The sequence below is a fragment of the Vagococcus sp. WN80Y genome, assembly GCF_059621045.1.
On sequence record NZ_JCAQHY010000145.1, the window covers coordinates 19,214 to 44,668 of the forward strand.

Below are 25,455 nucleotides of genomic sequence, written 5' to 3' on the forward strand. Positions count from 1 at the left end.
TATTAATTGATTTCTTGATACCTAAAACAATTTGTCACATGATCATTCACTAGTCCCGCAGCTTGCAAAAATGAATAGATAATCGTTGGTCCAACAAATTTAAATCCTAACTTTTTTAAGTCCTTACTTATTTTTACCGATAACTCCGTTGATGAAGGAACATGAGAAATACTTGACCACTTATTTTTGATAACTTGATTATCAACATACTCCCAAATAAATTGATCAAAACTACCGGAATCTTTTTGGATAGTTAAGAAAGCTTGGGCATTGGTAACAGTTGCAGCAATCTTCAATTTATGTCGAATAACGCCAGGATTAGCTAATAACTCACTTATTTTTTCAGGTCCATAGTTTGCGATAATAGTCGGATCAAACTGATCAAAAGCTTCTCGTAACGTTTCTCTTTTAGACAGAATAGTTGCCCAACTCAAACCAGCTTGCATACTTTCTAATACCAAAAATTCAAACAATAATAAATCATCATGTTTTGGTACGCCCCACTCTTTATCATGATATGCCATTTCCAATTCACTACTTGTCGCCCAACTACATCTTTCTTTTTCCGTCATCGTCTCTCTCCTTTAACTAATTTCTTATTAAATCATACCATATCCTTCTTTATATTCATAGAAAATCAAGAACGTACGTTCTTGATCAAGGTGAAGAATAACAAAAAAGGGCTGAATCAAAAGTAAAAGATACTTTTGTCTCAACCATTCAAATTAATCATTATAAGTGCAAATTATTTAGCACACCAAGCAAAAGCAATAGCTTTTTCTCCTAAATGAGTGCCTATTACTGGGCCAAAATGGCCAATTTTAATGTCAATACCTGGACATCGCTCTTCCATCTCTGTTTTTTCTAACTCAGCTACTGCTAAATTATTCGCATGGATAATGAAAAATTGCATGTCTACTTTAGATTTCTTATATTTTTTTGCCATCAAATCTTCAACTCTCGCCAACGCTTTTTTTGTCGAGCGTATTTTTTCAGACAAAACAATATTTCCCACATCAAATTTTAGAACAGGTTTAATTTTTAACAAGCCTGCTATAAGTGCGGCACCATTTTTCAATCGTCCGCCACGAACCAAAATATTTAAATCTTGAACCACTAAAAAAGCTTCAGTATGATCGCGTATCACTGTTAGTTTTTCAACTATTTCATCCAAAGTCTTTCCTGACTCGGCCATTTCTAAAGCAGCTTCTACCATATACCCCATCGGCATGCTAGTAATTAACGAGTCAAATGCACGAACCTGAATTTCTTCAATGCCTGGAGACATGGAAATCAAATTATTAACAAACCCTGAAATACCTGATGATAAATGAATGCTAATCACTTGTTGATAACCTTGTTTAGCAATTGATTGAAATAATTCTAAAACCTCACCAATAGAAGGCTGAGAAGTTGTTGGAAACTCTTTACTATTATTAAGTAACTCGTAATACTCATTCGCTTCAATATCAATGCCTTCATTATAAATTTTCCCATCCAAAATAACCGGAATCGGAATAATGAATAAATCTGGATGATTTTTTAAGTCATCTGTTAAATAGGCCGTACTATCTGTCACAACAGCAGTTCTCATATATTTCCCTCACTTTTATTACACATTCGCAAAACATTGTTCCTTTACTATACCATAATTACTAATTGATGAAAACTTCTAAGTAGTTCCATCGAGAGTCCACAACTACTTCAGGAAATTAGCTATTGCTTGACTATTAGCTGCTTCGTCAATTTCTAAAACACTTCCCGCATCAGCATATGAGCCATAAGACCATGAATCTTCAACTGGTATTGTTAATTTTTCCAGCGGCTTAGATAAACCTAGAAGAAAATCCTTACCTATACTCGGATAAAGGCTTCCAGGTAAATTAGTATGAGTATACCCTTGAACTTTTCCCACTGCCTCAGGAAAGTTAAGTATGTTTTTTGCCGATAACCCTTGGGCAAAAATGGCATTCATTACCTGCTGCTGACGACGTACACGACCGAAATCACCTTCTTCATCCATTCTAAAACGCGCATACTGTAAAGCAGTATGCCCATCCATTTTTTGCTCACCTTTGCTAATATTAACACCATCTAACTCAATATCCTTCTCAGCATTAATCTTTAAACCACTAGGAGTTAAGGTGTCGATTATTTTAGGAAAAGAACCAAAATTAACAATTGCATAGTATTCAACATCCACATTGAAAGTGGTTTTGATTGTTTTCCTCACTAGTTCCGGACCTCCGTAGGAATAAGACGCATTTATTTTATTGTAACCATAGCCGGGAATGTTTGCGTAAGTATCACGCATAAATGATACAAGCTTCGGTGTCCTGTCCTTTTTATTGTAGTGAGCAATCATGATCGTGTCAGAACGCCCTTGGTCCGCTCCCCGAGAATCACTCCCTAAAAACAAAACATTAATCGAATCTTTGTCACTCTTTTGTCCTGAAAAATCATTGAACTCCCGAGGTGCAAAATCTTTGTCATGCTTCGCCTCTCGTAACCCTTTATTATATTCATAAAAGCTATAAGCAGCCAATAAAATAATCAATAATAATAGTAGCTTCCCTATCGATAGAACTATGCCTCCACGATGTTTTTTGATTTTTTTAGGTTTTTTTGGTGGTTTAGATTGCTTGTTTTTTACTGTTTCTGGGACTATTGTCTCTTCCTCTGTCCCTTGACTATGGAATCGTTCCATTCTTGACATAACTGTCACCTCGATCGTTATTTAACTACATCTACCTATCTAAGCATATAGGAAGAGTACCGTTTTGAACAGCAGAAAGAAGAAATTTAATTAAATCTACAGCAATTCCTATTAAAAAGGAGGGTCGGACAAACGTCTCACCCTCACTTGCTTCATCGTCCTAAATTTAACGACTACATAAACTTAACAAATTTTAAAGGCCAAACTAATAAACTTGCCAGTCACTATTCTTATCAGTTAAGTCATTCAACAGTAGCTAATCCTCAACTAAACATTGCTTTATGATCCAGTTGGTTTCACTAACTACAGACCTTTTATCTCATTCACATGATAACAACCCAATTGTTTCACCTGTCCTCCTAAATAATGAATTTCTTCTACTGCATTTTCCAATAACGGTAATTGTTCTTCAGTTAAAATAATATCGATTAAAAAGAAATATTCCCCCAGAGTAGTTTTTAGGGGCCGAGACTCAATTTTATTTAGGTTAAGCTCTCGCCAACTGAAAGTTGTTAAAGCCTTTTGTAAAGCACCTGGTAAGTTATTCGGCATCGTGAAACAAAGAGAAGCTTTTTCAATTGGTTCAGAAACATCTCGCAAATCGGATTGTTGACTAATCACCCAAAACCGTGTTTTGTTATGACTAATATCCTGAATATTTGACTTGGCAATTTGCAATTCATATTCCTGACCACAAGCTGCTGGCCCAATCGCGGCAATGGTCAAATTTTCACTACTAGCAACAAACTCAGCCGCTAAAGAAGTTGAATCCGTCGCAACAACTTGAACATCAGGTAAAAACTCAGCAATAAACTCCTGACTTTGCGCAAGAGCTTGCGGATGAGAATACACATGAGTCAACTTAGACAACTCTATTGATTGCTCTTTTTTTATTAATAATTGCTGTGCGATAGGCATTACCAACTCGCCAATCACTGTAATATCAGCTTTATGATACAGATAATCTAAGGTTAAATTAACAGTCCCCTCAATAGTATTTTCAATCGGCACAATTCCAATTGACGCTTGACCTTGAGTCACTGCTTTGATACATGAGGGAATAGTCCCATAAGAAATCAGTTCAGCTTCGCGAAAATATTCCTGTGTTGCGCTATGAGTGAAAGACCCTTTTGGTCCCAGATAAGCAACTTTCATTTGATCATCCTCTAACTATTTTTTATCGATACCTGATTCAAGATAACTTGACAAACTTCTTCCGGTGATAATTGACTTGTGTCAACATGCCAGTCAGCACATTCTTCATAAAACTTAAGACGACCCATGAATAAATCCACAATCTCATCACTCGTTTTTTCTAAAACTAAAGGACGAATAACATGATTGTCATTCATAATTCTTTCCAATGACACAAGTGGATCTGCTTTAAGAAAGACGACATTGTGAACTTCTTTCAAAGCGTCACGATTCCCTTCACCTGTGACTATCCCTCCACCTGTTGCAATAATACCAGGCTTAGAAGCGAGCTCCTTTAACGTATCAGTTTCTAATTGACGGAAAGCTTCCTCACCGTGTTTTTCAAAATAGTCAGCAATAGTCATTCCCGCTTTCTCTACAATTACTTCATCACTGTCTACAAAATCAACAGCTAATTGATTAGCTAGCATTTTACCTACAGTTGATTTGCCTGCTCCCATAAACCCAATTAATAAAATTTGCTTCATTATCTTACCTACCTTTCAAGTAATCTTGCTAAATCATCAAAGAAATTCGGATAAGACACCGAAACAGCCTCTGGTTTTTCTAATTCTACCTCACCATTTTCAACAAGTAGCGCAGCTATCGCTAGCATCATGCCAATCCGATGATCGCCATAACTTGTTACTTTTGCTCCATGTAGGGGGGTCGGCCCATCTATAATTAAACCATCTGCTGTTGCTTCTATTTTAGCGCCCATCTTCGATAATTCTCTTGCAGTCGCATCAATTCGATTGGTTTCTTTGACCTTCAGTTCCTCTGCATCACGAATCACTGTCCGGCCATTGGCTTGCGTAGCTAATAACGCAATCACAGGTAATTCATCAATTAATCGAGGGATGATGTCCCCAGCAATCTCTATTCCTTGTAATTGACTAGTTTGAACAATGATTGAGCCAGACTTATTTGAGGGATCCTCCTCTGTAACAGTCATCTTTGCACCCATCTCTCTCAATACATCAATGATCCCTGTCCGAGTTTGGTTTAGCCCAACATTAATTAATTCAAGCTGACTATTATTTAAAAGGCTAGCCGCAACTAAAAAGAACGCTGCTGAAGAAATATCTCCTGGAACAACCACAGCCTGACCAGTCAGTTCTTGCCCTCCAGACAATCGAATCGTTTTTCCATCAACCTCAATTGTCCCGCCAAACTGGCGAATCATATCCTCTGTATGATCACGTGTCACTTCTTTCTCTTCAATCACTGTCTCACCTTTAGCCTGTAGCGCAGCTAACAAAATGGCTGACTTAACTTGAGCACTAGCAACTGGCATTTTATAAGTAATACCATGCAATTTTTGAGTGCCTGTAATCGTCAGAGGAGGAAATTCGCTCCCATTAGCACCTTCGCAAACTGCTCCCATCTCTTGTAGCGGTAACATCACACGATTCATTGGCCGCTTAGCAATTGATTCATCTCCAAACAAGGTTGTCGTGAAAGATGTTCCTGCCAAAATACCGCTTGTTAAACGAATTGTGGTACCAGAATTTCCAATATCAATCGGCTTATCCGTGGCTTTTAATCCCTCAACCCCTGTTCCATGAACCGTAATAACCTCACCATCATCCTCGATTTTAACTCCTAGTTGTTCAAACAAGGCCTTTGTTGCCAAACAATCGTCTGCTCTTAAAAATTTACGAATAGTTGTCGTGCCTATAGATAGCGCTCCAAACATAATACTGCGATGGGAAATTGACTTGTCTCCCGGTACTTCTAAGCTACCCTTTATCCCGTGTTGATTTGTTAATAATTTCATCCTTAGCTCCTTACTTTTCATAACAAGTATAACCGCCTTCACGCGTTAAGAGCTCAAAGGCAATTTTGACATCTTGTTCATTTTTAAATGTTATCTGTAGTGTACCAAAAATATCTTCTCGGTTCTCAATAATTTTTAAATTAGTCAGCGATACATGTTCCTTGGCCAAAATTCCCGAAACCTTGGCAATCTCTCCTGGATGATCTGGAACTTGAACAAATAAATCATTAAAGGCCGGAATCGCACCTGATTTCCTTCTAGGAAGAGCATCTCGTGAATTCTTAGCCGAAAGAAAGAAATCGAAAATAGTTTCCTTGTCCGTCTCTTCAAGCCACCCAAGTATCTCTGTCATTTGTTCTTGCCACTTTTTCATCTCTGCGACAAGTATCTCTTGATTACTCAATAGTATATCGGTCCACATCGCAGGATCTGATGACGCAATTCGCGTAATATCACGAAAGCCACCTGCAGCCAATTTTTTAGTCATTGGCAATTGCTCAGCTAACCCTTCATTATGCCTTACTAAAGCAGACGCAATAATATGGGGCAAATGACTAACGACTCCCGTGATTTGATCATGTTCAGCCGCTGTCATTTCAAGAAATTTACCTCGCGTCCCTTTGAGTAAGCGTTGAAGCTGATGTAAGTTTGTTGCTGTACTCTGAGAACTCGGAGTAAAAATGTAATAAGCATTCTCAAACAAATCAATATCTGCTGCAATAAATCCAGATTTATGAGACCCAGCCATTGGATGTCCACCAATAAACGTAAGCTTTTCATTCGTTACAATTTCTGCCATCTTCATAATATCGCCTTTAGTACTGCCAACATCACTCACAATCAATGGTTTAACTAACGTGAGTGAGTTTAATTCTTTTAGAAAAGCGATCGTTTGCTTGACTGGTGTACATAAAAATAATACATCACTTTTAAGAACCTCCTCACTGAAAGACTGTCCGATACTATCAATTGCACCAGCCGATAAAGCTCCATTCAGCGAATCTTGATTTTGATCCAATCCCACCACAAGCAATTCAGGATACTCCTGTTTAATATTCAAGCAAATTGAGCCACCAATCAGCCCTGTTCCTACTATTAAAATTCGTTTAAACCCCGTCTTTGTCATTTGACAGCTTCCCTTCATTAATAAATCCTATCATTAAAACGTGCGAACATATTCGCGATAGTCTTTAACAAGCTCACTTAAACGAGCAAAAGAATCACTTTCAAATTTATCTAAAACGGCTTTAGCGACTTCTGTCGCTACTACTGCCTCAGCTACAACACTTGCAGCCGGTACCGCACAGCTATCAGAACGCTCAACACTTGCTTTATACACTTCCTTAGAATCAATATCAACACTCTTTAACGGCTTGTATAATGTTGGAATAGGCTTCATAACACCTCTAACGACAATTGGCATGCCATTTGTCATCCCACCTTCGAAGCCTCCAAGATTATTATTAGTCCGTGTATACCCCACTTCTTCCGACCAAATAATTTCATCCATAACCTCACTACCAGGTAGACGGGCAGCCTCAAAACCGACACCAAATTCAGCTCCCTTAAAGGCATTGATACTAACTACTGCCTGAGCAATTTTTGCATCTAATTTTTGATCCCACTGAGTGTAGCTCCCTAAGCCGACAGGAACATTTCCCACGATAACTTCTACGACACCACCCACAGTATTACCATTCTTTTTAGCCTCATCGATCACACGCTTCATTTCAGTATCTACTTCGGGGTCTAAGCAACGAACCTCAGATGCTTCTGAACGACTAGCAATTTCAGTTACAGTTAAATTTTCTGGAACTGTACCCCGGACACCACCAATTTCTAAAACATGCCCAGCTACTTCAATACCTAATTCCTTCAGCATTTTCTTAGCAACAGCCCCAATAGCCACCCTCATTGTTGTTTCTCGAGCAGACGACCGCTCTAAAACGTTACGCAGATCGTTAAAACCATATTTAATACCGCCAACTAAATCAGCGTGACCAGGGCGTGGTTTAGCTACACGACGCTTCTTCTTTTCCTTTTCGGATACAGCATCTACTGACATAACTGATTGCCAATTTTTCCAATCCTTGTTCTCGACTACTAATGTAATAGGTGATCCCAATGTTTCACCATGGCGAACACCAGAAGTAATTCGTACTTGATCCTTCTCTATTAACATCCGACCACCACGTCCATAACCAATTTGTCGACGTGCCAATTCTTGATTAATGTCCTCAACTGATAGTGGAATACCTGCTGGCAATCCTTCAATAATTGCTGTTAATTCCGGTCCGTGTGATTCTCCCGCTGTAAAATATCTCATCGTATTTCCTCCTAATTTCACTCTGTCTAACTAATTATTCGAATTTTTTGATGATTTATCACAATTCGTCAAAAAATTTATTCCTTCGTAAATAACTTCCTATCATTTATCCTTTTTATCACAGCATTTTTATTAAGAATTCCCGCATCTCTTCTGTTGGGATTGTCACAATTTTTGCTTGACCTAACTGCTCCAATAAAATAATTCTGATGGCGGTCCCAGCTGTCTTCTTATCATGGGTTAAAGCCAAATACAATGCCTCCTCCGACCAATGTTCTGTGGTAATGGGAAGGTTAAACTTTGTAACCATATCACTCAATTGGTCCGTTACCCCTTGTGGCATCAAGCCTTTATTTTCAGCTACTCGGCTCATTTGAATCATTCCAATGGAGACTGCTTCTCCGTGTGTAACGACACCGTAGCCAGCAGTATTTTCAATCGCATGACCGATAGTATGGCCAAAATTAAGAATCAAACGCTGTCCCGTATCCAACTCATCCTCTTCAACAACCTGACGTTTCACACGACAACAGGCAGTGATAATTGCCTCAGCCTCTTCAAGGAGCGCTTCTTCATTTGGCAGCCGACTGAGCTGTTGCCAAAGATCATAATCAGCAATGGCAGCCGACTTCACGATCTCCGCAATTCCCTCACGGACACGACGAGGGGCTAATGTCTTTAACGTATCTGTATCAATTAGGACCCCATCAGGTTGAGCAAATGTTCCAACTAAATTTTTGGCAGATGAGGTATTAACAGCAGTTTTCCCCCCGATACTGCTATCCACTTGCGCTAATAAAGTTGTTGGGATTTGTAAAAAATGTACTCCCCGCATAAAAGTAGAAGCAACAAACCCTGTCAAATCACCTACAACTCCGCCACCTAAAGCAATTATGCCATCCTTACGTGTCATTCCTTGGGAAGCTAGCCAATCATATAATTCTTCTGCTTGACTCAAGCTCTTACTTGTTTCTCCTGCTGGAACAGCAAAAAGCTGTGTCTCAAAACCAGCCTGACGTATGCTGGTAACCACTTGAGCTCCGTACAATTCTTTAACGGTCTCATCGGTAATTACCATTACTCGTTGAGGCTCCCACAATTCACTGACCCACTGACCCACATTAGCTAGTGAACCAGACTCAATCGTCAGATCATAGCTATGGTGAGGTAAAGTAACTGCCAATTTCATCCACTCACTCCTTAAATTAATTTGATCGCATTCACTTTCTTCATTGCCTCTTCAATAATATGAACTTGCTCCATCATATTCAAGTACGTTTTTTCATTTAATGATTGTTGACCATCTGACCAAGCTTTCTCTGGCTCTGGATGTATCTCTACAATCAAGCCGTCTGCTCCAGCGGCAACACCAGCTACAGCCATTTGAGGAACGTAATCCCAAACACCGACACCATGACTCGGGTCAACAATAATTGGAAAATGACTCAATTTCTTAATCACAGGCACCGCACTTAAATCCAATGTATTTCGAGTTGCTGTTTCGTAAGTTCTAATCCCTCGCTCTACGAACATAATGTTAAAATTACCACGATTAGCTATATATTCTGCCGCATTTAGCCACTCATCAATCGTACCAGAAATCCCTCTTTTTAGAGCAACTGGCTTACCTGTTTCCCCAATTGCTTCAAGTAATTTAAAGTTTTGCATATTACGAGCGCCGACTTGAATAATGTCAGTGTATTGACACACAAGCTCTAAATTAGCCTCATCCATAACCTCTGTAATAACTTTCATATCGTATTTATCAGCCGCTTGACGAATATATTTCAATCCTTCTTCTTCTAACCCTTGAAAGGCATAAGGAGATGTCCTTGGTTTAAACGCTCCACCACGTAGAACCGTTGCACCACCCTCTTTAGCAATTCGTGCACACTCCATAATCTGGTCTAATCCCTCGATTGAACATGGACCTGCCATCATCACCATGCTTCCGTCACCAATTTTCAACCCGTCAACATCAACAACTGTATCAGTTGGGTGAAACTCACGACTTGTCAATTTGTATGAACATGTAATTCTAACAGTCTGCTCAACGCCCTCATAGCTCTTAAAGCCAATATCCTGAGCACCACGAGTGTCTCCGACTAATCCGATAATAGTCTGCTCGGTCCCCTCACTCAAATGGACATCCAGACCTTCTTTTTTTACTCTGTCTATCACTACCTGAACTTGCTCTTTAGTTGCATTTGGTTTCATAATAACGATCATCTACATCATCCTCCATTTATTGTTTTTAGATATTTTTTATTGCCGAACGAACAACTTCAACAGGCATTGGTTGCCCTGTCCATAATTCAAAAGCTAACGCCCCTTGGTGGAGCAACATTCCCAATCCGTTAACAGTTTGACAGCCTTGAGCTCTAGCTAGGGCCAGTAGCCGTGTTTCTCTCGGTTGGTACACGATATCTGCAACCGCTAATTCTGGTTTAAGCCAACTACCATCTGTGATGATACTGTCCTGTTCATTTGGACTCATCCCAACACTTGTTGCATTAACTAATAGATCACTAGAGCCAATTTCCTCTTGCATCAATGAATGATTCTCCATGGGTAACAATCTCATCAAACAACCTGTTTGTTTAGTAATTTGTGTTAGTTTTTGCGCGATTTTATCATAACTACTACTAGTCCGATTGAAAACGACCACTTCTCTAGCACCGTCAACTGCTGCTTGGGCAATAATTGACATGGCAGCACCGCCACCACCTAAAATCGTAAGTTTACGTCCCACATACTCAATGGCTTCGTCTCTTAAGCTCTGCATGAAGCCATAGCCATCTGTATTATAGCCAATCAACTTGCCATTTTTGTTAACAATTGTATTAATTGACTCAACTAGTTGAGCAACTTCTGACACTTCATCAACTAATTCATAGCCTAATTGTTTATTTGGCATCGATAAATTGACTCCCATAAGACCAAAGGTTTTGACCGTTTCTAAGGCTTCCGCCAATTCTGCTGTGCCTATCTCAAAAGCCAAGTAGACAGCATCAATACCTAATTCAGCAAAAGCTGTATTATGAATTAATGGTGAAATACTGTGTTTAATTGGCGTAGCCAAGACAGCCGCTAACTTCGTCTCTCCTGTTATCATTAATTTTCTAATCTCCTTTCTGTAAGTTTCAGTTAACCAATAGAAAAAGACGTTTACCTTTAGATAACATCTACGGTAAACGTCTTTGCTTGTTAGCTTAAAAATATAAGCATCATTAACAAAAATATAAAAGCCACCGTAGATTTTCATCCATGTGGCTTGGTCGTCTCAAAAATCCCTTAGCCATCATAGATACAAACATGTGATGTTTGCACCCATAATGTTTTATGGCTACAAACTTATCTAAAATAGCTAAAGTAATAATTATTTAGTTTTGCGTTTTTTATTATCGAATTCATAATTATCACTCTTTCCTTTTTATTCAAATAAGAATTGTTCTTAGTATAGCCTTAAAAAAAATCCTTGTCAATCATTTTTTCTTCATTCTCATTCTTTTTTGAAAGTTTCTCGGTAATTTACAATCCATTAACCATTATCATTTGTTACTTGTATTCAATTCTGGCACACGGTAAAACAGTAATCCGCCAACTATAAACAACACAATCAAACTAGCTATGCCGTATTGCGATTTACCAGTCAATTGAGTCATTAACCCAAAGATTAGTGGACCTAAAACAGCCGAAAATTTACCAAAGATATTGTAAAAACCAAAAAATTCATTCGAGCGATCCTTAGGAATAATCCTTGCAAAATACGACCTACTTAAAGCCTGAATTCCACCTTGAGACGTCCCTACTAATCCACCTAAAATCCAAAAATGTAGTGGTTTTGTCATAAACATAGCCAGAATACATATTAAAATATAAACAGCAATCGCAACTAAAATTAAGCGCTTTGTTCCAAACTTTTTAGCAAAATAACTATAAAGAATTGTAAAAGGGAATGCTACTATATTTACAACTAATAAAATAATGATTAAGGTAGTTGAAGTGATTCCCATGTCAATTCCAAAAGCTGTTGCCATAGTAAAAATTGTATCAACACCATCAATGTAAAAGAAATAAGCAATTAAAAACAACATGATATGCTGATATTTACGAATATCACGTAAGGTTTCACCAATTCGTTTCAAACTGGCTCTAACTGGTGCTGATTCACGCTCTATGCCATGAACTTGATGAACATACCTAAAGAAAGGAATCGAGAATAGCCCCCACCATAGCGCTGTTAAAATAAAACTTAACTTAGTAACAAATTCAGTTCCTAATGATTTTGCACCAAAAACTTGTAAAATCATCACAACAACAAATAACAACGCGCTTCCAATATAGCCCAATCCGTACCCATAAGATGATACCCTATCATTGCGTTCATCTGTAGTAACGTCTACTAAAAACCCATCATAAAAGACATTTGCTCCTGAAAATCCAACATGAGAAATAATGTAAACCACTAATAATGCTAGCCAACTATGATTTGGAACAAAAGCCAAAGCGAAGGTCATAATCACCCCACAACAAGCAAAAACATTAAAAAATTTCTTCTTTAGCCCTTTATAATCGGCAATCGTTCCTAATATCGGGGCGGATAACGAAACCACTAATGTCCCAATTGAGGATGCATACCCCCAAAATGCAGTTGAGTTAACTTCTGATATACCACTATTTCCAGCGACTACTTTAAAATAAATTGGTAATAATGCTGTTACAATCACCAATGAATAGGCAGAGTTAGCCCAGTCATACAAAATCCAACTTTTTTCTTCTTTAGTAAACTTCATTAAATTCTCCTTTTTCTATTAAGCTAACCATTTTATCTAAACTATCCCGTCTACTCCCTTTAATCGATTGCCTATTCAAACATCTTCTCAATAACTTTTCCATCTATTTTTGTCGGAAACTGTGTTAAACCTAGTATCCGCGCGAACGTTGGAGCTTCATCTACAAGACGAGCTTGCTCAATTTGAAATCCCGACTTTATTCCAGGACCTTTCACCATTAAAGTTGTGTGATAATTGCTTTTTTTAGGAGAAAAACCATGTACTGCTCTGTATCGGTTAGGTAACCCAATCTCTTTGACCTTGACTTTCTCAACTGTTGGCCCAACAGATTCATCACTAAAGTAATACCCTTTTTTAGCCTCTACCATAAATGTACAATTTCTAGCGCCCCCCTGTTTAATGACCTCTTCAGTCGAATAAATCGCTTCAACTCCTTCAATCGATTCAACCACTTCACGAATTTCTCTTGTAGTGATGCTTGATTCCTGTTCACAATATATGTAAGTGGAGCCATCACAGCTTTTAGCATAGACTTGCCACCCACGTTTAGTTGTTCTCAATTTTCCAATTTCTTGCCACCCACGACAAGCAAACTCATGATTCAAGCGAATCATTTTTGACACATCTAGCTGATAGTGGTCACCTAGAATCGCAAACACCGTTTCTTCATAGGTACCCGCTTCTTTTGTCGCATTAATGATAGCTTTTACTCGTTCATCTTGTCTCAAAAAAGCTTGACGGGCTTCTAGAGATGTCACCCCATGAGCATGTCGCTGACTATCCATGTCAACAAGATGAATTAATGTTAAATCAGGTTGTTTAGTCTTCAAGGTGTCTATAGCACAGGCTGTCACAAAATCATCCAAATACGGCTGACGAATCCCTTTACGTAATTTTCCGTATTTTCGATTCATTTCAAACAAGAATAACGGTGAGCTGGCTTGTAACGAGACTAAAACCTGGTTAGTCCAAATTCGATTTGGAAATATCTCAGCGATATTGTAATCAATTTTACTTTTGGCTGTGACAGGCCATAAAAAAGCTGCCGTTTTTAACCCTTGTTCATGTGCAACATCATATAAAGTAGGTACCTGAACGCTTTTACGATACCAAAACCAATCAGGTGAACTAACATCCGTTTGTAACTTGGTATTATTAATAATGCCATGGGTACGCGGATAAACACCTGTCACAATACTCGTATGTGAGGGATAAGTTAACGAAGGATAAATCGCCTCAACTGCCTTCACATGAGTCCCTTCTTCTCTAAAAGCTTTTAAAGTTGGCGTGGCTACCAAGTCTCCCTTTAAATCTTCCGCCCCCATTGCATCAATCGAAATTACAACTAATTTAGTCTGCATCTTTCCACCCACTTTCTACTGTCATTATAACAAATTATTGTTTTGTTAGGCGACTATTCACTCCGAGAGCAAACAAATTGGTCAATCTATGATAAACTAAAAGAAAAACACGCAACTATGAAAGGTGTGACTATTATGATACAAACATCCATAGATGATATCATGCTAGGTCGTAGATCAATTCGTCGCTATGATACACGTAAAAAGATAACAAAAGAAGAATTATCTCAGATTTTAATCGATGCAACGAGTGCCCCTTCTTCTTTAAATATGCAGCCTTGGCGCTTCGTTGTGGTAGAATCGCAAAAAACAAAGAAAAAAATCAAACCTTTATTAAAATTTAACCAATTGCAGTGTGACACATCAGCAGCCCTTATCTGTATCTTTGGCGATCTCCAGCCACAAACAAACTTAACTAAAATTATGCAAGGGTCAGTTGACCATGGTACTATGACACCAGAAATTCGTGACCAACAAATCGAAAAAATTACGGCATACTATCAATCTATTAATACTGAGTATATCAAAAATACTGTTTTATTAGATGGTGGGTTAATTAGCATGAGCCTGATGTTAGCAGCCCGAAAATACGGCTTTGACACTTGTCCAATTGGTGGCTTTGAAAAGGACCAACTCGCTGAAGCTTTAGGACTAGACTCTGAACGATATCTGCCACTTGTAATTATTTCGATTGGTAAGGCCGCTGAAAAAGGTTACCAATCTTATCGGCTACCTGTCGCAGATATAACTGAATGGCAATGATTAAAAAACAAATTAGAAGACGAGATGACAGTTTGACACTCTCATCTCGTCCTCTATTGTTTTCACAGCACTACTAGCGACAAGTAAACTACCATGTTACACCAAATTTATCAGTTACCCAAGTAGCCAGTTGAAAATCACCAATCGGCATTGGTCCCATGATAACAACACCTTCTTCAGCAATTGGATTGAAGATGGCATAAAATTCTTCACTAGAGTCCAGTTCACTGTAAAGAGAAATTCCCCACTCAATTGGCACCTGATAAGTTTCCCCCATATCTAAGAAGTAGAGATCCAATTCTTTTAATCGTAATTGACCATTCATTAGTAACTCCAGCTGATCCGGATAAGCCACTTGCGATAAAATCTGACTATCTGGGAAGATTTCTGCATAGTAAGCCATGGCTTCTTTTGCTTCTGTTGAAAAAGTTAGAAATGGAACGACTAATTTCATAACAATATCCTCTTATTGTGAATAGATTTTTGAATAAGGTTGGGCATGTAGCATCCAATTAATGCCGTATTTATCAGAAATCTGTCCCATCTTACCACCCCAGAATTGTGTTTCATAAGGCATAGTGATTGTTGCTTCACCAGAATCCAAAATATGTTGATAAAAATCATCCGCTTCCTTCACTGCTTGCGGATCCTCCCAATCTAAATCAAGCATGATTGAAATTTGACGACTAGGCTCAACGTCAAAACCAAACGCATCTGAACAAAAGATGGTTGTTCCAAGTACATCAAAACTACCATGAATCGTCGTTTCAGAGAGGCTGTCTAATGATAGTTTAAATTGCTCCGCTTGTTCTTCTGCCACTGGTTGACGGTATAAATTTTTCGCACTGAAAACTTGTTCATAATAGTCTAGTGCTTCTTTTGCTTGTTTAAAGGCCAAATACGGATAGCTCTTTGCCATTCTACTTCCTTTCATTATTTATTGATAGTTCACCTCAAATTATAAACCGCTCACAAATATTTTCCCACTACTTTGAATTTATAACGACAGTTTTTTTATCCCGACTAGAAAAATGACTTACTCATAATCCTAAGCTATATATGTAAATCCTTCCGACTATAAATAGCCAAACTACCACTTAAACATAATAAGCTAACAACAATAAGAATGATTATCAAAGGAAATGCAAAATCATTACCCAATAGATTAGCTGGCCCCCCTTGCGCCATAGGTGACAACTTTTTAAATAAACTTAATTTATCTTGTAAATCACCAAGAATTCCTAGTAAATAAAAGCCAAACACCAATCCTAATGATAGACCTGTGCTTTGATTAACAGAACGAAGTAAACTAGAAAAAAGAAAGCCCAGCGCTAAAAAGAATATCAAAACAAAAAACTCAGGCAACATAATCTTGAGCAAATCCTGAGTAATTGCTCGTGTTGTCGTGCTAGTATTATTGAAGAAAATAATCGCTACTAGACTACTAATGAAAGTTATCAGCCAGAAAACTGCCAACAAACTTAAACATGCGGCAAACTTTTGTAAAACAACTCTAATTCGGCTAATAGGCTGAGCATATAAAAACTCAATCGTCCCCTCGCTCTCCTCTTTAACCAACGCCTTGCTACCTAATAATGCGCCATAAACACTAGCGGCTATAAATAGGTATTGGAAGACGTATCCAAAGTATCCAATCGGCTCTAAAAGACTAGGTCCATCGTTTAAATGAAAAACCTTTAGTAAACTATCAGGCAATCCCCCTAATTTCGTATCCAACATTTCTTTCATAACATTCGTCTGCATCGTCGGAAAAACGCTCATAAACAATGTTAAAACGACCACGACAATTCCACTCCATAAAATTAACCCTTTGCGACCCGTTTGCCATTCCATTTTCAAAATTGTCATTCTTTTCACCTCACTCATACATTGATAAAAACTTATCTTCTAATTCCAACGGATGGATAGCAATATCCGCAATCTCTTGAGTTGCCAAGTATGCCAACAATTCTTTATAATTGCCTTCATAAAGAAATTCGATCGCTCCCTCTTTATGAGTCAGTATAGTTGCACCAAGCAACTTTAATTCGGCTACCTTAACAGTTGTACTTCTTAATGATACTCGCTTGCCACCAACAATCTCTTTACTAATACTTTCAACAGCAATAATCTCACCTTTTTTAATAAATGCCGCACGATCACAGTGAGCTTGAATTTCGTGTAAATCATGGCTAGACAAAAAGATACTCATTCCATTCTGGCGTTTCTCTTCCAAAACCTCAAACAACCGGTGCTGCATCATCGGATCTAAGCCATTAGTGGGTTCATCCAAAATCATTAATTTAGGCTGTTGCATTAAAGCGGAAATAATAGCAATCTTTTTCTTATTACCTAAAGATAGTTCAGAGATTTTTTTATGAGGATCAACATCAAACAGATCTAAATAGTCAGCAATTATTTTGGAGGCCTGTTTAATGTGATGAAACTCTGCAACATAATTAAAAATATCCTGAGATGTCATCCCAGCGTAATACCGAACATCACTTGAGACATAGCTTGTCACTTCTTTAATCGCCACGCTGTCACGGACACAATCAAAACCAAATATCTGAGCATTGCCACTCGTTGGGAAAATCATGTTTAGCATCATTTTGATGGTCGTTGATTTCCCCGCTCCATTAGGCCCAATAAATCCAAAAATTTCACCTTGCTCTATGTCAAGTGAAACTTCATTGACAGCCAACTTATTTTTGTACCGCTTACTTAACTGAGTTATCTCAATTGCCTTAACCAAAACATCTCCTCCTATCGAAAATACAACTTTTTTTAACCTCAACTGCCCTTGTTAAGCAAATTTTACACCCCTTTAAGTGGCAGGTCAATAAAACTAAACTGACTCTCTGCAAACTGTACAGACATCAAAAAAAGAGTGAAACACATTGGTCTCACTCCCTGTTTTACAATAATATCATAACCATTAGTTCTCTTGCCAACTGGCTAAATTTAGTAAACCGGCTAAATCGGCCACTGGTAATTGTCCCGGCGCAGAATTCTTCTTTGCTGCACCAAAGGTAATAGCAGATCCAAATACTTCGCCAAATATCCGACTAACCAAGCCTAATTGTCCCATTGACATGGTAACAACTGGTCGCTCAGTCACACGTTTCATTTCATTAGTGGCAGTTAATAGGGTCAAAACATCTTCTGGTGATTGTGGCATAACAGCTATCTTGCAAATATCTGCCCCTTTTTCTGCCATCAACGATAATCGCTTAACAAGCTCTTCTTTAGAAGGAGTTTGCTTAAAATCATGATTACTCATAATAATTTTAATACCTTGAGCGTGGGCCAGTTCAATCAATTCTATTCCTTGACCATCACTCATAAATAGCTCTAAATCAAGTAAATCACATGCTCCATGTTGAATAAGATAGTGATATAACCTAAAATAATCAGTAGTATCAAACGCTCGGGTGCCCCCTTCTTCCAACGTTCTAAAAGTCAGTAATAACGGGATATCAGGCAGCAACTCGGCTAGTTCATGTGACAGCTCAGCAACTTGCTTAAAATTCGTAATCTCCTCATATAGATCTAACCGCCACTCAACAATATCGCATGTTAAGAACGATAACTTTTTTGCTTCACTCAAGATATCTTCAGTTGTTTTCCCAACAATCGGCACTGCTATTTTAGGCTTTCCTTCACCTATCATTACATTTTTAATCATTACTCCCATCAACTAGACAGCTCCTTTCATCTCCTTATACTAATCAAACAACAATTCACGAATATAGTCAACTGGCATTTCTTCACCAGTAAATAATTTGAAAGCTTCTGCTCCTTGATAAAGCATCATTCCTAAGCCATTAATTGTCTTTTTCGCACCATGCTCACGAGCAAATTTTAATAGCTTTGTTTCTTTTGGCATATAAACAACATCAAAAACGACTAAATCAGGACGAATCATCTCTGGATCAGTGATTAGGCTTTCACTTTCTAATGGTTTCATTCCAACTCCTGTTGCATCAATATAAATCTGACTTTCCGCAATCGATTGCTTAAACGCTTGCTGATCCGCTAAGTCAGTGACTGTTGCTACACATTTAGTATGTTGATTAATTTTTTTAACTGTTTCTTTAGCATTGTCAAAATGAGCATCAGCCGCATTAAAAATCCGTAATTCCTTCGCTCCATCCAAAGCAGCCTGAATTGCAATAGCTGTTCCAGCTCCACCTGCCCCAGTCAGTGTAATAATTGTACCTAAAACAGCAACACCTTCCTCTTTAAGCCCTCGAATTGCACCAGTCCCGTCGGTCACATGTCCGACCAAGTGGCCTTTCCCATCCTTGTTTGTCACTGTATTAACCGCTCCAACCAATTCGGCAGCTGGGGATAGTTCATCCAGATAGGGCAAGATTGCTTGTTTATTCGGCATCGAGATATTGGATCCACGTAGTCCAAGGGCCCGAATACTTTGTACAGCATCAGCTAATTCAGTATTACCTACTTCGAAAGCTAAATAAGCATAATTTAAGCCTAACTTTGCCATCGCTTCATTGTGCATCGTTGGCGATAAACTATGTCGAATGGGTGTCGCCATTAAGCCAATCAATAATGTTTCTCCATTTAAACGTTCTGTCATCTCAGTCAACCTCGTTCTTTTTATTTGTAATATGCATCTAGTTTCGAACTAAACGCTTTGCTTGCTCATAGTGCGACTTTTGTGTCCGACTCGCTTCTAAAACATCAATTGCCTGTAAAATATCTCGAGCTTCTCTCGTTCCTTCCATAATTCGCCGCGCAACTTTACTGTCTCCAATATTATGAATCATCACGTTATTATTTCTTGCATAGTGAGCTAACTCTTTCATTAATGGAGCTTCTGCACGCATTCCTAGACAAACAAATCCTAGATCAAAGGTTAATTCTAGCTCTTCGCCTTTACGCTCAACCATAAATGATTCCTCATCAACTCGTGTTAATTTTGTTTCAAGATAGACCTCAACATGATGCTTGTTGACAATTTCCATCATCGCTTGTTTAGTAATTAAATCAAGGTCCTTGCCTAGCTCTTTTTGCATCTCAACAATAGTAACTTTTTTTGCTCCACGTTCTGCATAGTACTCTACAACATCCAGTCCAACCGCGCCACCACCAATTACAACAACTTCTTGTCCTTCGAATGTTTGAAAAGCTGACATATTCTCCAATAAATCAGCAATCGAAAAAACCTTGCGTTCGCTTCGTTTTAATTGCTCATGTAAACCGGCAATTGGTGGTAAAAGTGGTTTAGCACCTGTCGCATTAACAATAATATCCGGATTTCTTAATTCAATATCCGCCAAACTTGCTACATGATTGGTATGAATCACCAGATTATCTAATTCTTTACAACGATTGATTTGATAGGTCACAAAATCATCGATTCGTTTTTTATCAGGCAAGCGAGAAATTTCATGAGCTAGTCCACCTAAATAACGCTTGCTTTCAAACAATTCCACATTCACACCGATTTCAGCAGCAGTCGCCGCTGCTTCTAAACCAGCAGTTCCACCACCAATCACAACCATCTTAGTTGAATGCTTGACTGTTTTCATTTTATAAACATCCTCTTCATATAAATCGGGATTAACAGTGCACCGCATTGGGCGAGCTTTGGCAATCCGATGATCAGCACACCCTATATTACAAGATAAACAGTGTCGTAGCAACGCTTCTTGTCCGTTTTCAACTTTGCTTACCCAAAATGGTTCAGCAATTAAGCCCCGTCCAATCGCAACTAAATCAGCTTGACCTGTTTCTAAAAGTTCTGCAACTTTTCGAGGCGTACGAACATTTCCAGAGGTAATGGTTAATTTATCTGGGTAACGATCCTTTACCGCTTTTGACATATAAGACCGCCAGCCATCTGGTAGGTTCATCTTATCAATTTGATACTGCAAACTATCATTCAAAGCAGCAGATACATTTAAAATGTCCACCTCTTCAGCAAAATACGCTAAAATATCCAAGGTGTCCTCTAACGTATTCCCCCCTTCCAACAGCTCATCTGCGCTAAAACGCAACGAAATGGGAAAGAATGGCCCTACCGCTTCACGAACAGCTTCAACAACTAATGTCGTTAACCGAGCACGATTTTCTGCCGAACCACCAAATTTATCTGTCCGCTTGTTATACAGTGGCGACAAAAATTGACTTAACAAGTAAGAATGCCCTGCGTGAATTTCTACACAATCGAATCCAGCCCGCTGTGCTCTTAGTGCTCCCTCAGCATAGTTTATCACAATTTGATTAATTTCTTCTTCTGACAATGGTCTCGGAATAGGATTACCTTTTTTAGAGGGAATTGTTGATGATGATACTGGTTGCGCTCCATCCAAACGTAATCCATAGGCTGAAGCGCCCGCATGATTAATTTGTACAGAAGTGCAAGCACCATAAGCATGCATCTTTTCATTAAATTCCCAAAGCCCAGAAATATACTGATCGTTATCCATTCGCAACTGACGGGCACCATTTGTGCCCATTGGATACGCAATACAAACATTTTCTAACGTAATCAGTCCTGTTCCGCCTTTGGCACGTTGTTCATAATAGCTTAATTGTTCATGGCTAAATGTCCCATCAACATTGGCAAAGTTTGTTCCCATTGGTGGCATTACAATTCGATTCTTCAGGGTCATTCGTTTGATGGTTAACGGTTCAAAGATTGCTTGATAATTACTCATGATTGCCTCCTAATTTCCTTCTTATTATTTTTTTCACAATCAACTCATCTCTATTCTATGACAACTGATATATAAATACTAATGTATATTTATGTAGTTTTCAATAAATATAATTCATGTATATATTGAAAAAAGAACACGAAAATCTTATTATGTTTCGCACTCTTTTAAACAAGACGTGTTACTACGTCTATTTCATTTTAACTAATTCTAACCACAAAAGCACTTGTATCGTTTAACCTGAAAATAGGAAAACAAAGCTAAATCTAGGTTATGTCGGTTTAACCACAAAGTTCGTTCCCATAATTTTTTTGTATCGGTAATTCACTACTAAAGAAGCTATCACAGCAATTCCTGTCAAGAAAATGTTATACCAAAAGATCGTTGAAATACTGGTACTTCCTAATAAGCCTGTTATATACGGCGTTATCATCACTGAGGCTGAAGTAGCTAACGAATAATAACTTGTTGTCTTCCCTTTACGTTTTGGAAACAAATCGAGTAAGATTGCTAAGCCTATTTGCCAAATTCCTCCTGCTGCAAAAATTCCAACTCCAGCAGAAGCTAAGAAAAACATTGGAATACTCGGGAAAAGAGTCATTCCAAGAAGAAAAAGAAATGAAAATGAGCTACCGACCATTAGCATAAGTGTTGAGCTGACACCTCTTTTCACTAATATTGAAGTAATAAAAACAGAGATAAACGAACCCAAACTATAAACACTGACAAAAATTAGACTATCAGCTTGGTTTACTAATTTTAAAGTTTCTGCAAACTTTGGAACCCATAAAATGAAAATATTAAATGTTGAAACAGACGTAAAACTAAAGATAAGAAGCGCCACACCTTCAAATTTAAAGATTGGTTTGTGAGTGGAAATTAAAATCTCTTCAACACTGTTTAACTCCTCCTTAACATTGATCAGAGGCGGGAACGTCTTACGAGATAGATAAATCAAATTAATAGCTAGACAAATTGCACATCCAATAAACACCCAACCAAAATATAATTGATTTGTTAACAACCATCGAGTAAAAAATGGCAAGATAAACTGCCCTACTGAAATAAATGCTTTATTTAGCACGCTCAATGAACAATTATCTTTTTCACTTGGAAAAGCTTCAACTAAAGTTGGATAAGTACTTGTATCTAGAAAAGCATTACTAAACCCACCAAACAGAGAAAAGAATAAGCCCTGAAGGTAATTTTGACTAATGATCATTCCTAAGAAAAAAAAGAAATAACTAATAATACCCAATTGGACCGTTTTTTTTCGGCCATATTTATCAGAAAAATACCCGGCGAAATACAATATCACCATTCGACCTAGCCCAATCCCACTCATAACAAGAGTCACTTCTTGTAAACTAGCATCCCATGCGGTCATTAAAGCAGGCAAATTTTGTGCTAAAATTATTGCTGCCATCCCTTGAAAGATGAAATTAGTGTACATCGACCCAATTAATGACATGTATTTGTTTTTGGCTATTTTCATGACTATTAGCTCCTTGACTAGTATTTTTTGACATGCTCACTTTTTCACTACTTAAGATAATTTAAATTTACCTCTAAAACCAATAAATATCTAATGCTTTTTATTAAGCAAACTGATAAAATAAATTTATCGATCGAAATTGGAGGGTTATTAAATGAATTTAAGACAACTAGAGTATTTCAAAACCTTAGCTGATTTACAACACATGACTCGCACAGCAGAACTATTGAATACGACTCAGCCGAATTTAAGTCACTCAATGTCCGAATTAGAAAAAGAATTAGATGCTAAATTATTTGAAAAAGTTGGACGCAACATCAGGCTCACTCGTTACGGTAAATTTTTCTATAAATATGTTGCCTCTGCACTAAATGAACTGGCAACTGGTGAACAAGCCCTAAAAGAACTTATCAGTCCGGAAAGAGGTATCGTAGATCTTGGCTTCATTTATACAGCTGGTTCCTACTTAGTACCAAATTTAATCAAACATTTCAAATCTTTACCGAACAATCAAGCTGTTCGATTTAACCTTGCTCAAGGTAACTCCTTTGAAATGATTGATTTGCTGTTATCAAATGAAATTGACTTAGCAATTACCTCTAAAATAAAAAAAAGTGAACTTCTTGACTATACTATTTTAGCTGAACAAGAAATTGTGTTAGTTGCTCCAATCGACCATCCCTTAGCAAAACATGACTCTATTTGGCTAAAAGAAACAAAAAATTGTGAGTTCGTTCATTTTAATAAAGACAGTGGCTTACGTCCTCATGTCGATCATTTATTAAAATCCGCAGCTGTCTCTCCCAGCATCACTGTAGAAGTTGAGGAAGATCATACTATGCTTGGTTTCGTTTCTCAAGGTTTCGGTATTGCCTTAATGCCAAGAATTCAAACAATTAATTCTTATGAGGTTAAAATAATTAATTTAAAAGATGAGTTAAGCCCTCGATATATCTATCTGGCTAGCTTAAAAGGACAAGAATTAACCGCGGCCACCTTAAAATTTAAGCATTTCATTTTAGCTAACACCTTTACTTCATAAAGAGAAGAGGAAGAGAACGGTTCTCCTCCTCTTCTCTTTTTTATTATAGACTTAAGCAGCCTTTGCTTGTGCTGTTACGATACTTTCTTGATTTTTGATTTTCAAATTAACGTAAATAGCTAGTAAAATTCCGACTAATGTAATTGCTGCATTAAATAGTAACACATACTTAGGTCCATCAACTCCGCCAGATTTAGTAATCATACCAGCAATCGTTAAAATAACAAAGTTTGCAACACTAGAAGCAATCATGACGATAGAGGTCATCTTTCCTTTATGCATTGGGAACATGCTGACAGCCGTAGAAACCGCTACTTGTAAGACTCCACCCGCGGCTGCATAACCTAAAACAAAACCGGCAACCAACGTAATAATAGGATTTTGGACAAAATACGTCACTAATAACATAACAAATGAAATAACTGGATAAATTATTAAGACCTTTGTAGCATTTAGGCCTTTACTAATAAGAAACGCTGTCAATAGGATCGCTACAAAAGTACCTGCTGAATAAAAAGACTGAATTTTCGATGGATCAGCTAGTCCATACATTTTACCTAATTCCTGATTACAATTCAACCATAGTTGAAAAGTAGAGGTACAAGTAAATCCAATCATCACAACTGCAATAGTCAATAAATTAAACTTAATCTTACCATCCTTCGTACCAGTAGTGGTTTTTTCAGATGTTTCTTCCACTTCTTTCTCAGGAAAAGGTAAGACTGCAATTAAGATACCATCAATTGCAATCAAGACCGTTGCAATAATAAACAAGCTTCTAAAGGACATCCCCATTGTCGCAACCATCCCAATGAAAAACGGTAGCAAAAATTGACCAATTGAAATAGAAAATTTAGTAAATAAATTAGCTACTGAGCCATTTTCAGGGAATATTTCCAAGACAGAAGGCGTGACACACGTATCTAAAAATGAGTTGGCTGCTCCACCAATTAGGGCAAAGGCGTAAGCAATTTGCATTGACGGAGAAAAGGCAACCCCCATAAAATAGATAGTATAGAGGCCCACTCCAATCAAACCAGATGCTCTCCGACCAAAACGGTCAGATAACGGGCCTGAAAACGGCAAGCTGACTAATCGTCCTAAACCAAGTGCTGCTATTACACCCAAAACAGCACTAACATCGAAAGAACCATCAGCAATTTTTTCGGCTCCCCAAACTCCAGCAAAATCTTGTTTGTACTGCCCGATAATTGATACCCCAATACCGTGAATAAAATAAGTAAAATATAATGAAAATGCTGTTAAATAGTATTTGCTCTTATTCATTTGTTTT

General features: G+C 37.9%; 24 protein-coding genes. 2 read left to right on the forward strand and 22 right to left on the reverse strand.

What is annotated here, in order from left to right:
* Positions 1-2: 2 nt before the first annotated feature.
* The 13 genes from AC5KOD_RS09570 to AC5KOD_RS09630 all read right to left on the reverse strand — a co-directional run bounded on the left by AC5KOD_RS09570 (position 3) and on the right by AC5KOD_RS09630 (position 14,173).
* The gene (locus tag AC5KOD_RS09570; protein ID WP_496914327.1) at positions 3-572 is read right to left on the reverse strand and encodes a DNA-3-methyladenine glycosylase I; all 570 of its coding nucleotides are present in this window, start codon (positions 570-572) and stop codon (positions 3-5) included.
* Positions 573-745: 173 nt separating this feature from the next.
* Positions 746-1,594 (reverse strand): DegV family protein, encoded by an 849-nt coding sequence (locus tag AC5KOD_RS09575; protein WP_496914328.1) that lies wholly within the window; start codon positions 1,592-1,594, stop codon positions 746-748.
* A 105-nt stretch (positions 1,595-1,699) separates the two neighbouring features.
* A complete protein-coding gene (locus AC5KOD_RS09580; RefSeq protein ID WP_496914329.1) occupies positions 1,700-2,716 on the reverse strand; it encodes an LCP family protein in 1,017 nt (338 codons plus the stop codon).
* Positions 2,717-3,019: 303 nt separating this feature from the next.
* Positions 3,020-3,871: a prephenate dehydratase gene (gene pheA / locus AC5KOD_RS09585; protein ID WP_496914330.1), complete on the reverse strand. Its 852-nt coding sequence runs from the start codon at positions 3,869-3,871 to the stop codon at positions 3,020-3,022.
* A gap of 11 nt (positions 3,872-3,882) precedes the next feature.
* Positions 3,883-4,398 carry a shikimate kinase gene (locus tag AC5KOD_RS09590; protein ID WP_496914331.1) on the reverse strand — a complete coding sequence of 172 codons (516 nt, stop codon included), beginning with the start codon at positions 4,396-4,398 and terminating at the stop codon, positions 3,883-3,885.
* A gap of 8 nt (positions 4,399-4,406) precedes the next feature.
* On the reverse strand, positions 4,407-5,690 hold the full coding sequence (gene aroA / locus AC5KOD_RS09595; protein WP_496914332.1) for a 3-phosphoshikimate 1-carboxyvinyltransferase: 1,284 nt from the start codon (positions 5,688-5,690) through the stop codon (positions 4,407-4,409).
* A gap of 10 nt (positions 5,691-5,700) precedes the next feature.
* Positions 5,701-6,816 carry a prephenate dehydrogenase gene (locus AC5KOD_RS09600; RefSeq protein WP_496914333.1) on the reverse strand — a complete coding sequence of 372 codons (1,116 nt, stop codon included), beginning with the start codon at positions 6,814-6,816 and terminating at the stop codon, positions 5,701-5,703.
* Positions 6,817-6,849: 33 nt separating this feature from the next.
* Positions 6,850-8,016 carry a chorismate synthase gene (gene aroC / locus AC5KOD_RS09605; RefSeq protein ID WP_496914334.1) on the reverse strand — a complete coding sequence of 389 codons (1,167 nt, stop codon included), beginning with the start codon at positions 8,014-8,016 and terminating at the stop codon, positions 6,850-6,852.
* A 118-nt stretch (positions 8,017-8,134) separates the two neighbouring features.
* Positions 8,135-9,205 (reverse strand): 3-dehydroquinate synthase, encoded by a 1,071-nt coding sequence (gene aroB / locus AC5KOD_RS09610; RefSeq protein ID WP_496914335.1) that lies wholly within the window; start codon positions 9,203-9,205, stop codon positions 8,135-8,137.
* A gap of 11 nt (positions 9,206-9,216) precedes the next feature.
* Positions 9,217-10,245, reverse strand: a complete 1,029-nt coding sequence (aroF, locus tag AC5KOD_RS09615; protein WP_496914336.1) for a 3-deoxy-7-phosphoheptulonate synthase — start codon at positions 10,243-10,245, stop codon at positions 9,217-9,219.
* A gap of 25 nt (positions 10,246-10,270) precedes the next feature.
* Positions 10,271-11,131: a shikimate dehydrogenase gene (gene aroE, locus AC5KOD_RS09620; protein ID WP_496914337.1), complete on the reverse strand. Its 861-nt coding sequence runs from the start codon at positions 11,129-11,131 to the stop codon at positions 10,271-10,273.
* Between the two features lie 436 nt (positions 11,132-11,567).
* Positions 11,568-12,812, reverse strand: a complete 1,245-nt coding sequence (locus tag AC5KOD_RS09625; RefSeq protein ID WP_496914338.1) for an MFS transporter — start codon at positions 12,810-12,812, stop codon at positions 11,568-11,570.
* A 71-nt stretch (positions 12,813-12,883) separates the two neighbouring features.
* Complete coding sequence (locus tag AC5KOD_RS09630) at positions 12,884-14,173, reverse strand: alkaline phosphatase family protein (RefSeq protein ID WP_496914339.1); 1,290 nt, start codon at positions 14,171-14,173, stop codon at positions 12,884-12,886.
* A gap of 135 nt (positions 14,174-14,308) precedes the next feature.
* Here AC5KOD_RS09630 and AC5KOD_RS09635 point away from each other — a divergent pair, with 135 nt between their 5' ends.
* Positions 14,309-14,935 carry a nitroreductase family protein gene (locus tag AC5KOD_RS09635; RefSeq protein ID WP_496914340.1) on the forward strand — a complete coding sequence of 209 codons (627 nt, stop codon included), beginning with the start codon at positions 14,309-14,311 and terminating at the stop codon, positions 14,933-14,935.
* Between the two features lie 88 nt (positions 14,936-15,023).
* On the opposite strand, the gene AC5KOD_RS09640 is transcribed toward AC5KOD_RS09635, so the two are convergent.
* The 8 genes from AC5KOD_RS09640 to AC5KOD_RS09675 form a co-directional block, all read right to left on the reverse strand.
* A complete protein-coding gene (locus AC5KOD_RS09640) occupies positions 15,024-15,389 on the reverse strand; it encodes a VOC family protein (protein ID WP_496914341.1) in 366 nt (121 codons plus the stop codon).
* A 12-nt stretch (positions 15,390-15,401) separates the two neighbouring features.
* Positions 15,402-15,854, reverse strand: coding sequence for a VOC family protein (locus tag AC5KOD_RS09645; protein ID WP_496914342.1), 453 nt, complete (start codon positions 15,852-15,854; stop codon positions 15,402-15,404).
* A gap of 134 nt (positions 15,855-15,988) precedes the next feature.
* The gene (locus tag AC5KOD_RS09650; protein ID WP_496914343.1) at positions 15,989-16,804 is read right to left on the reverse strand and encodes a DUF2705 family protein; all 816 of its coding nucleotides are present in this window, start codon (positions 16,802-16,804) and stop codon (positions 15,989-15,991) included.
* Positions 16,805-16,814: 10 nt separating this feature from the next.
* The gene (locus AC5KOD_RS09655) at positions 16,815-17,690 is read right to left on the reverse strand and encodes an ABC transporter ATP-binding protein (protein ID WP_496914344.1); all 876 of its coding nucleotides are present in this window, start codon (positions 17,688-17,690) and stop codon (positions 16,815-16,817) included.
* Between the two features lie 183 nt (positions 17,691-17,873).
* Complete coding sequence (gene aroD, locus AC5KOD_RS09660; protein WP_496914345.1) at positions 17,874-18,632, reverse strand: type I 3-dehydroquinate dehydratase; 759 nt, start codon at positions 18,630-18,632, stop codon at positions 17,874-17,876.
* 30 nt (positions 18,633-18,662) lie between these two features.
* Positions 18,663-19,538, reverse strand: coding sequence for a shikimate dehydrogenase (locus tag AC5KOD_RS09665; protein WP_496914346.1), 876 nt, complete (start codon positions 19,536-19,538; stop codon positions 18,663-18,665).
* A gap of 37 nt (positions 19,539-19,575) precedes the next feature.
* Positions 19,576-21,624 (reverse strand): oxidoreductase, encoded by a 2,049-nt coding sequence (locus AC5KOD_RS09670; RefSeq protein WP_496914347.1) that lies wholly within the window; start codon positions 21,622-21,624, stop codon positions 19,576-19,578.
* Between the two features lie 271 nt (positions 21,625-21,895).
* Positions 21,896-23,119 (reverse strand): MFS transporter, encoded by a 1,224-nt coding sequence (locus AC5KOD_RS09675; RefSeq protein WP_496914348.1) that lies wholly within the window; start codon positions 23,117-23,119, stop codon positions 21,896-21,898.
* A gap of 154 nt (positions 23,120-23,273) precedes the next feature.
* Here AC5KOD_RS09675 and AC5KOD_RS09680 point away from each other — a divergent pair, with 154 nt between their 5' ends.
* Complete coding sequence (locus AC5KOD_RS09680) at positions 23,274-24,161, forward strand: LysR family transcriptional regulator (RefSeq protein WP_496914349.1); 888 nt, start codon at positions 23,274-23,276, stop codon at positions 24,159-24,161.
* A gap of 51 nt (positions 24,162-24,212) precedes the next feature.
* On the opposite strand, the gene AC5KOD_RS09685 is transcribed toward AC5KOD_RS09680, so the two are convergent.
* Entirely contained in the window at positions 24,213-25,448 is a 1,236-nt protein-coding gene (locus AC5KOD_RS09685) for an MFS transporter (protein WP_496914350.1), read from the reverse strand.
* Positions 25,449-25,455 lie beyond the last annotated feature (7 nt).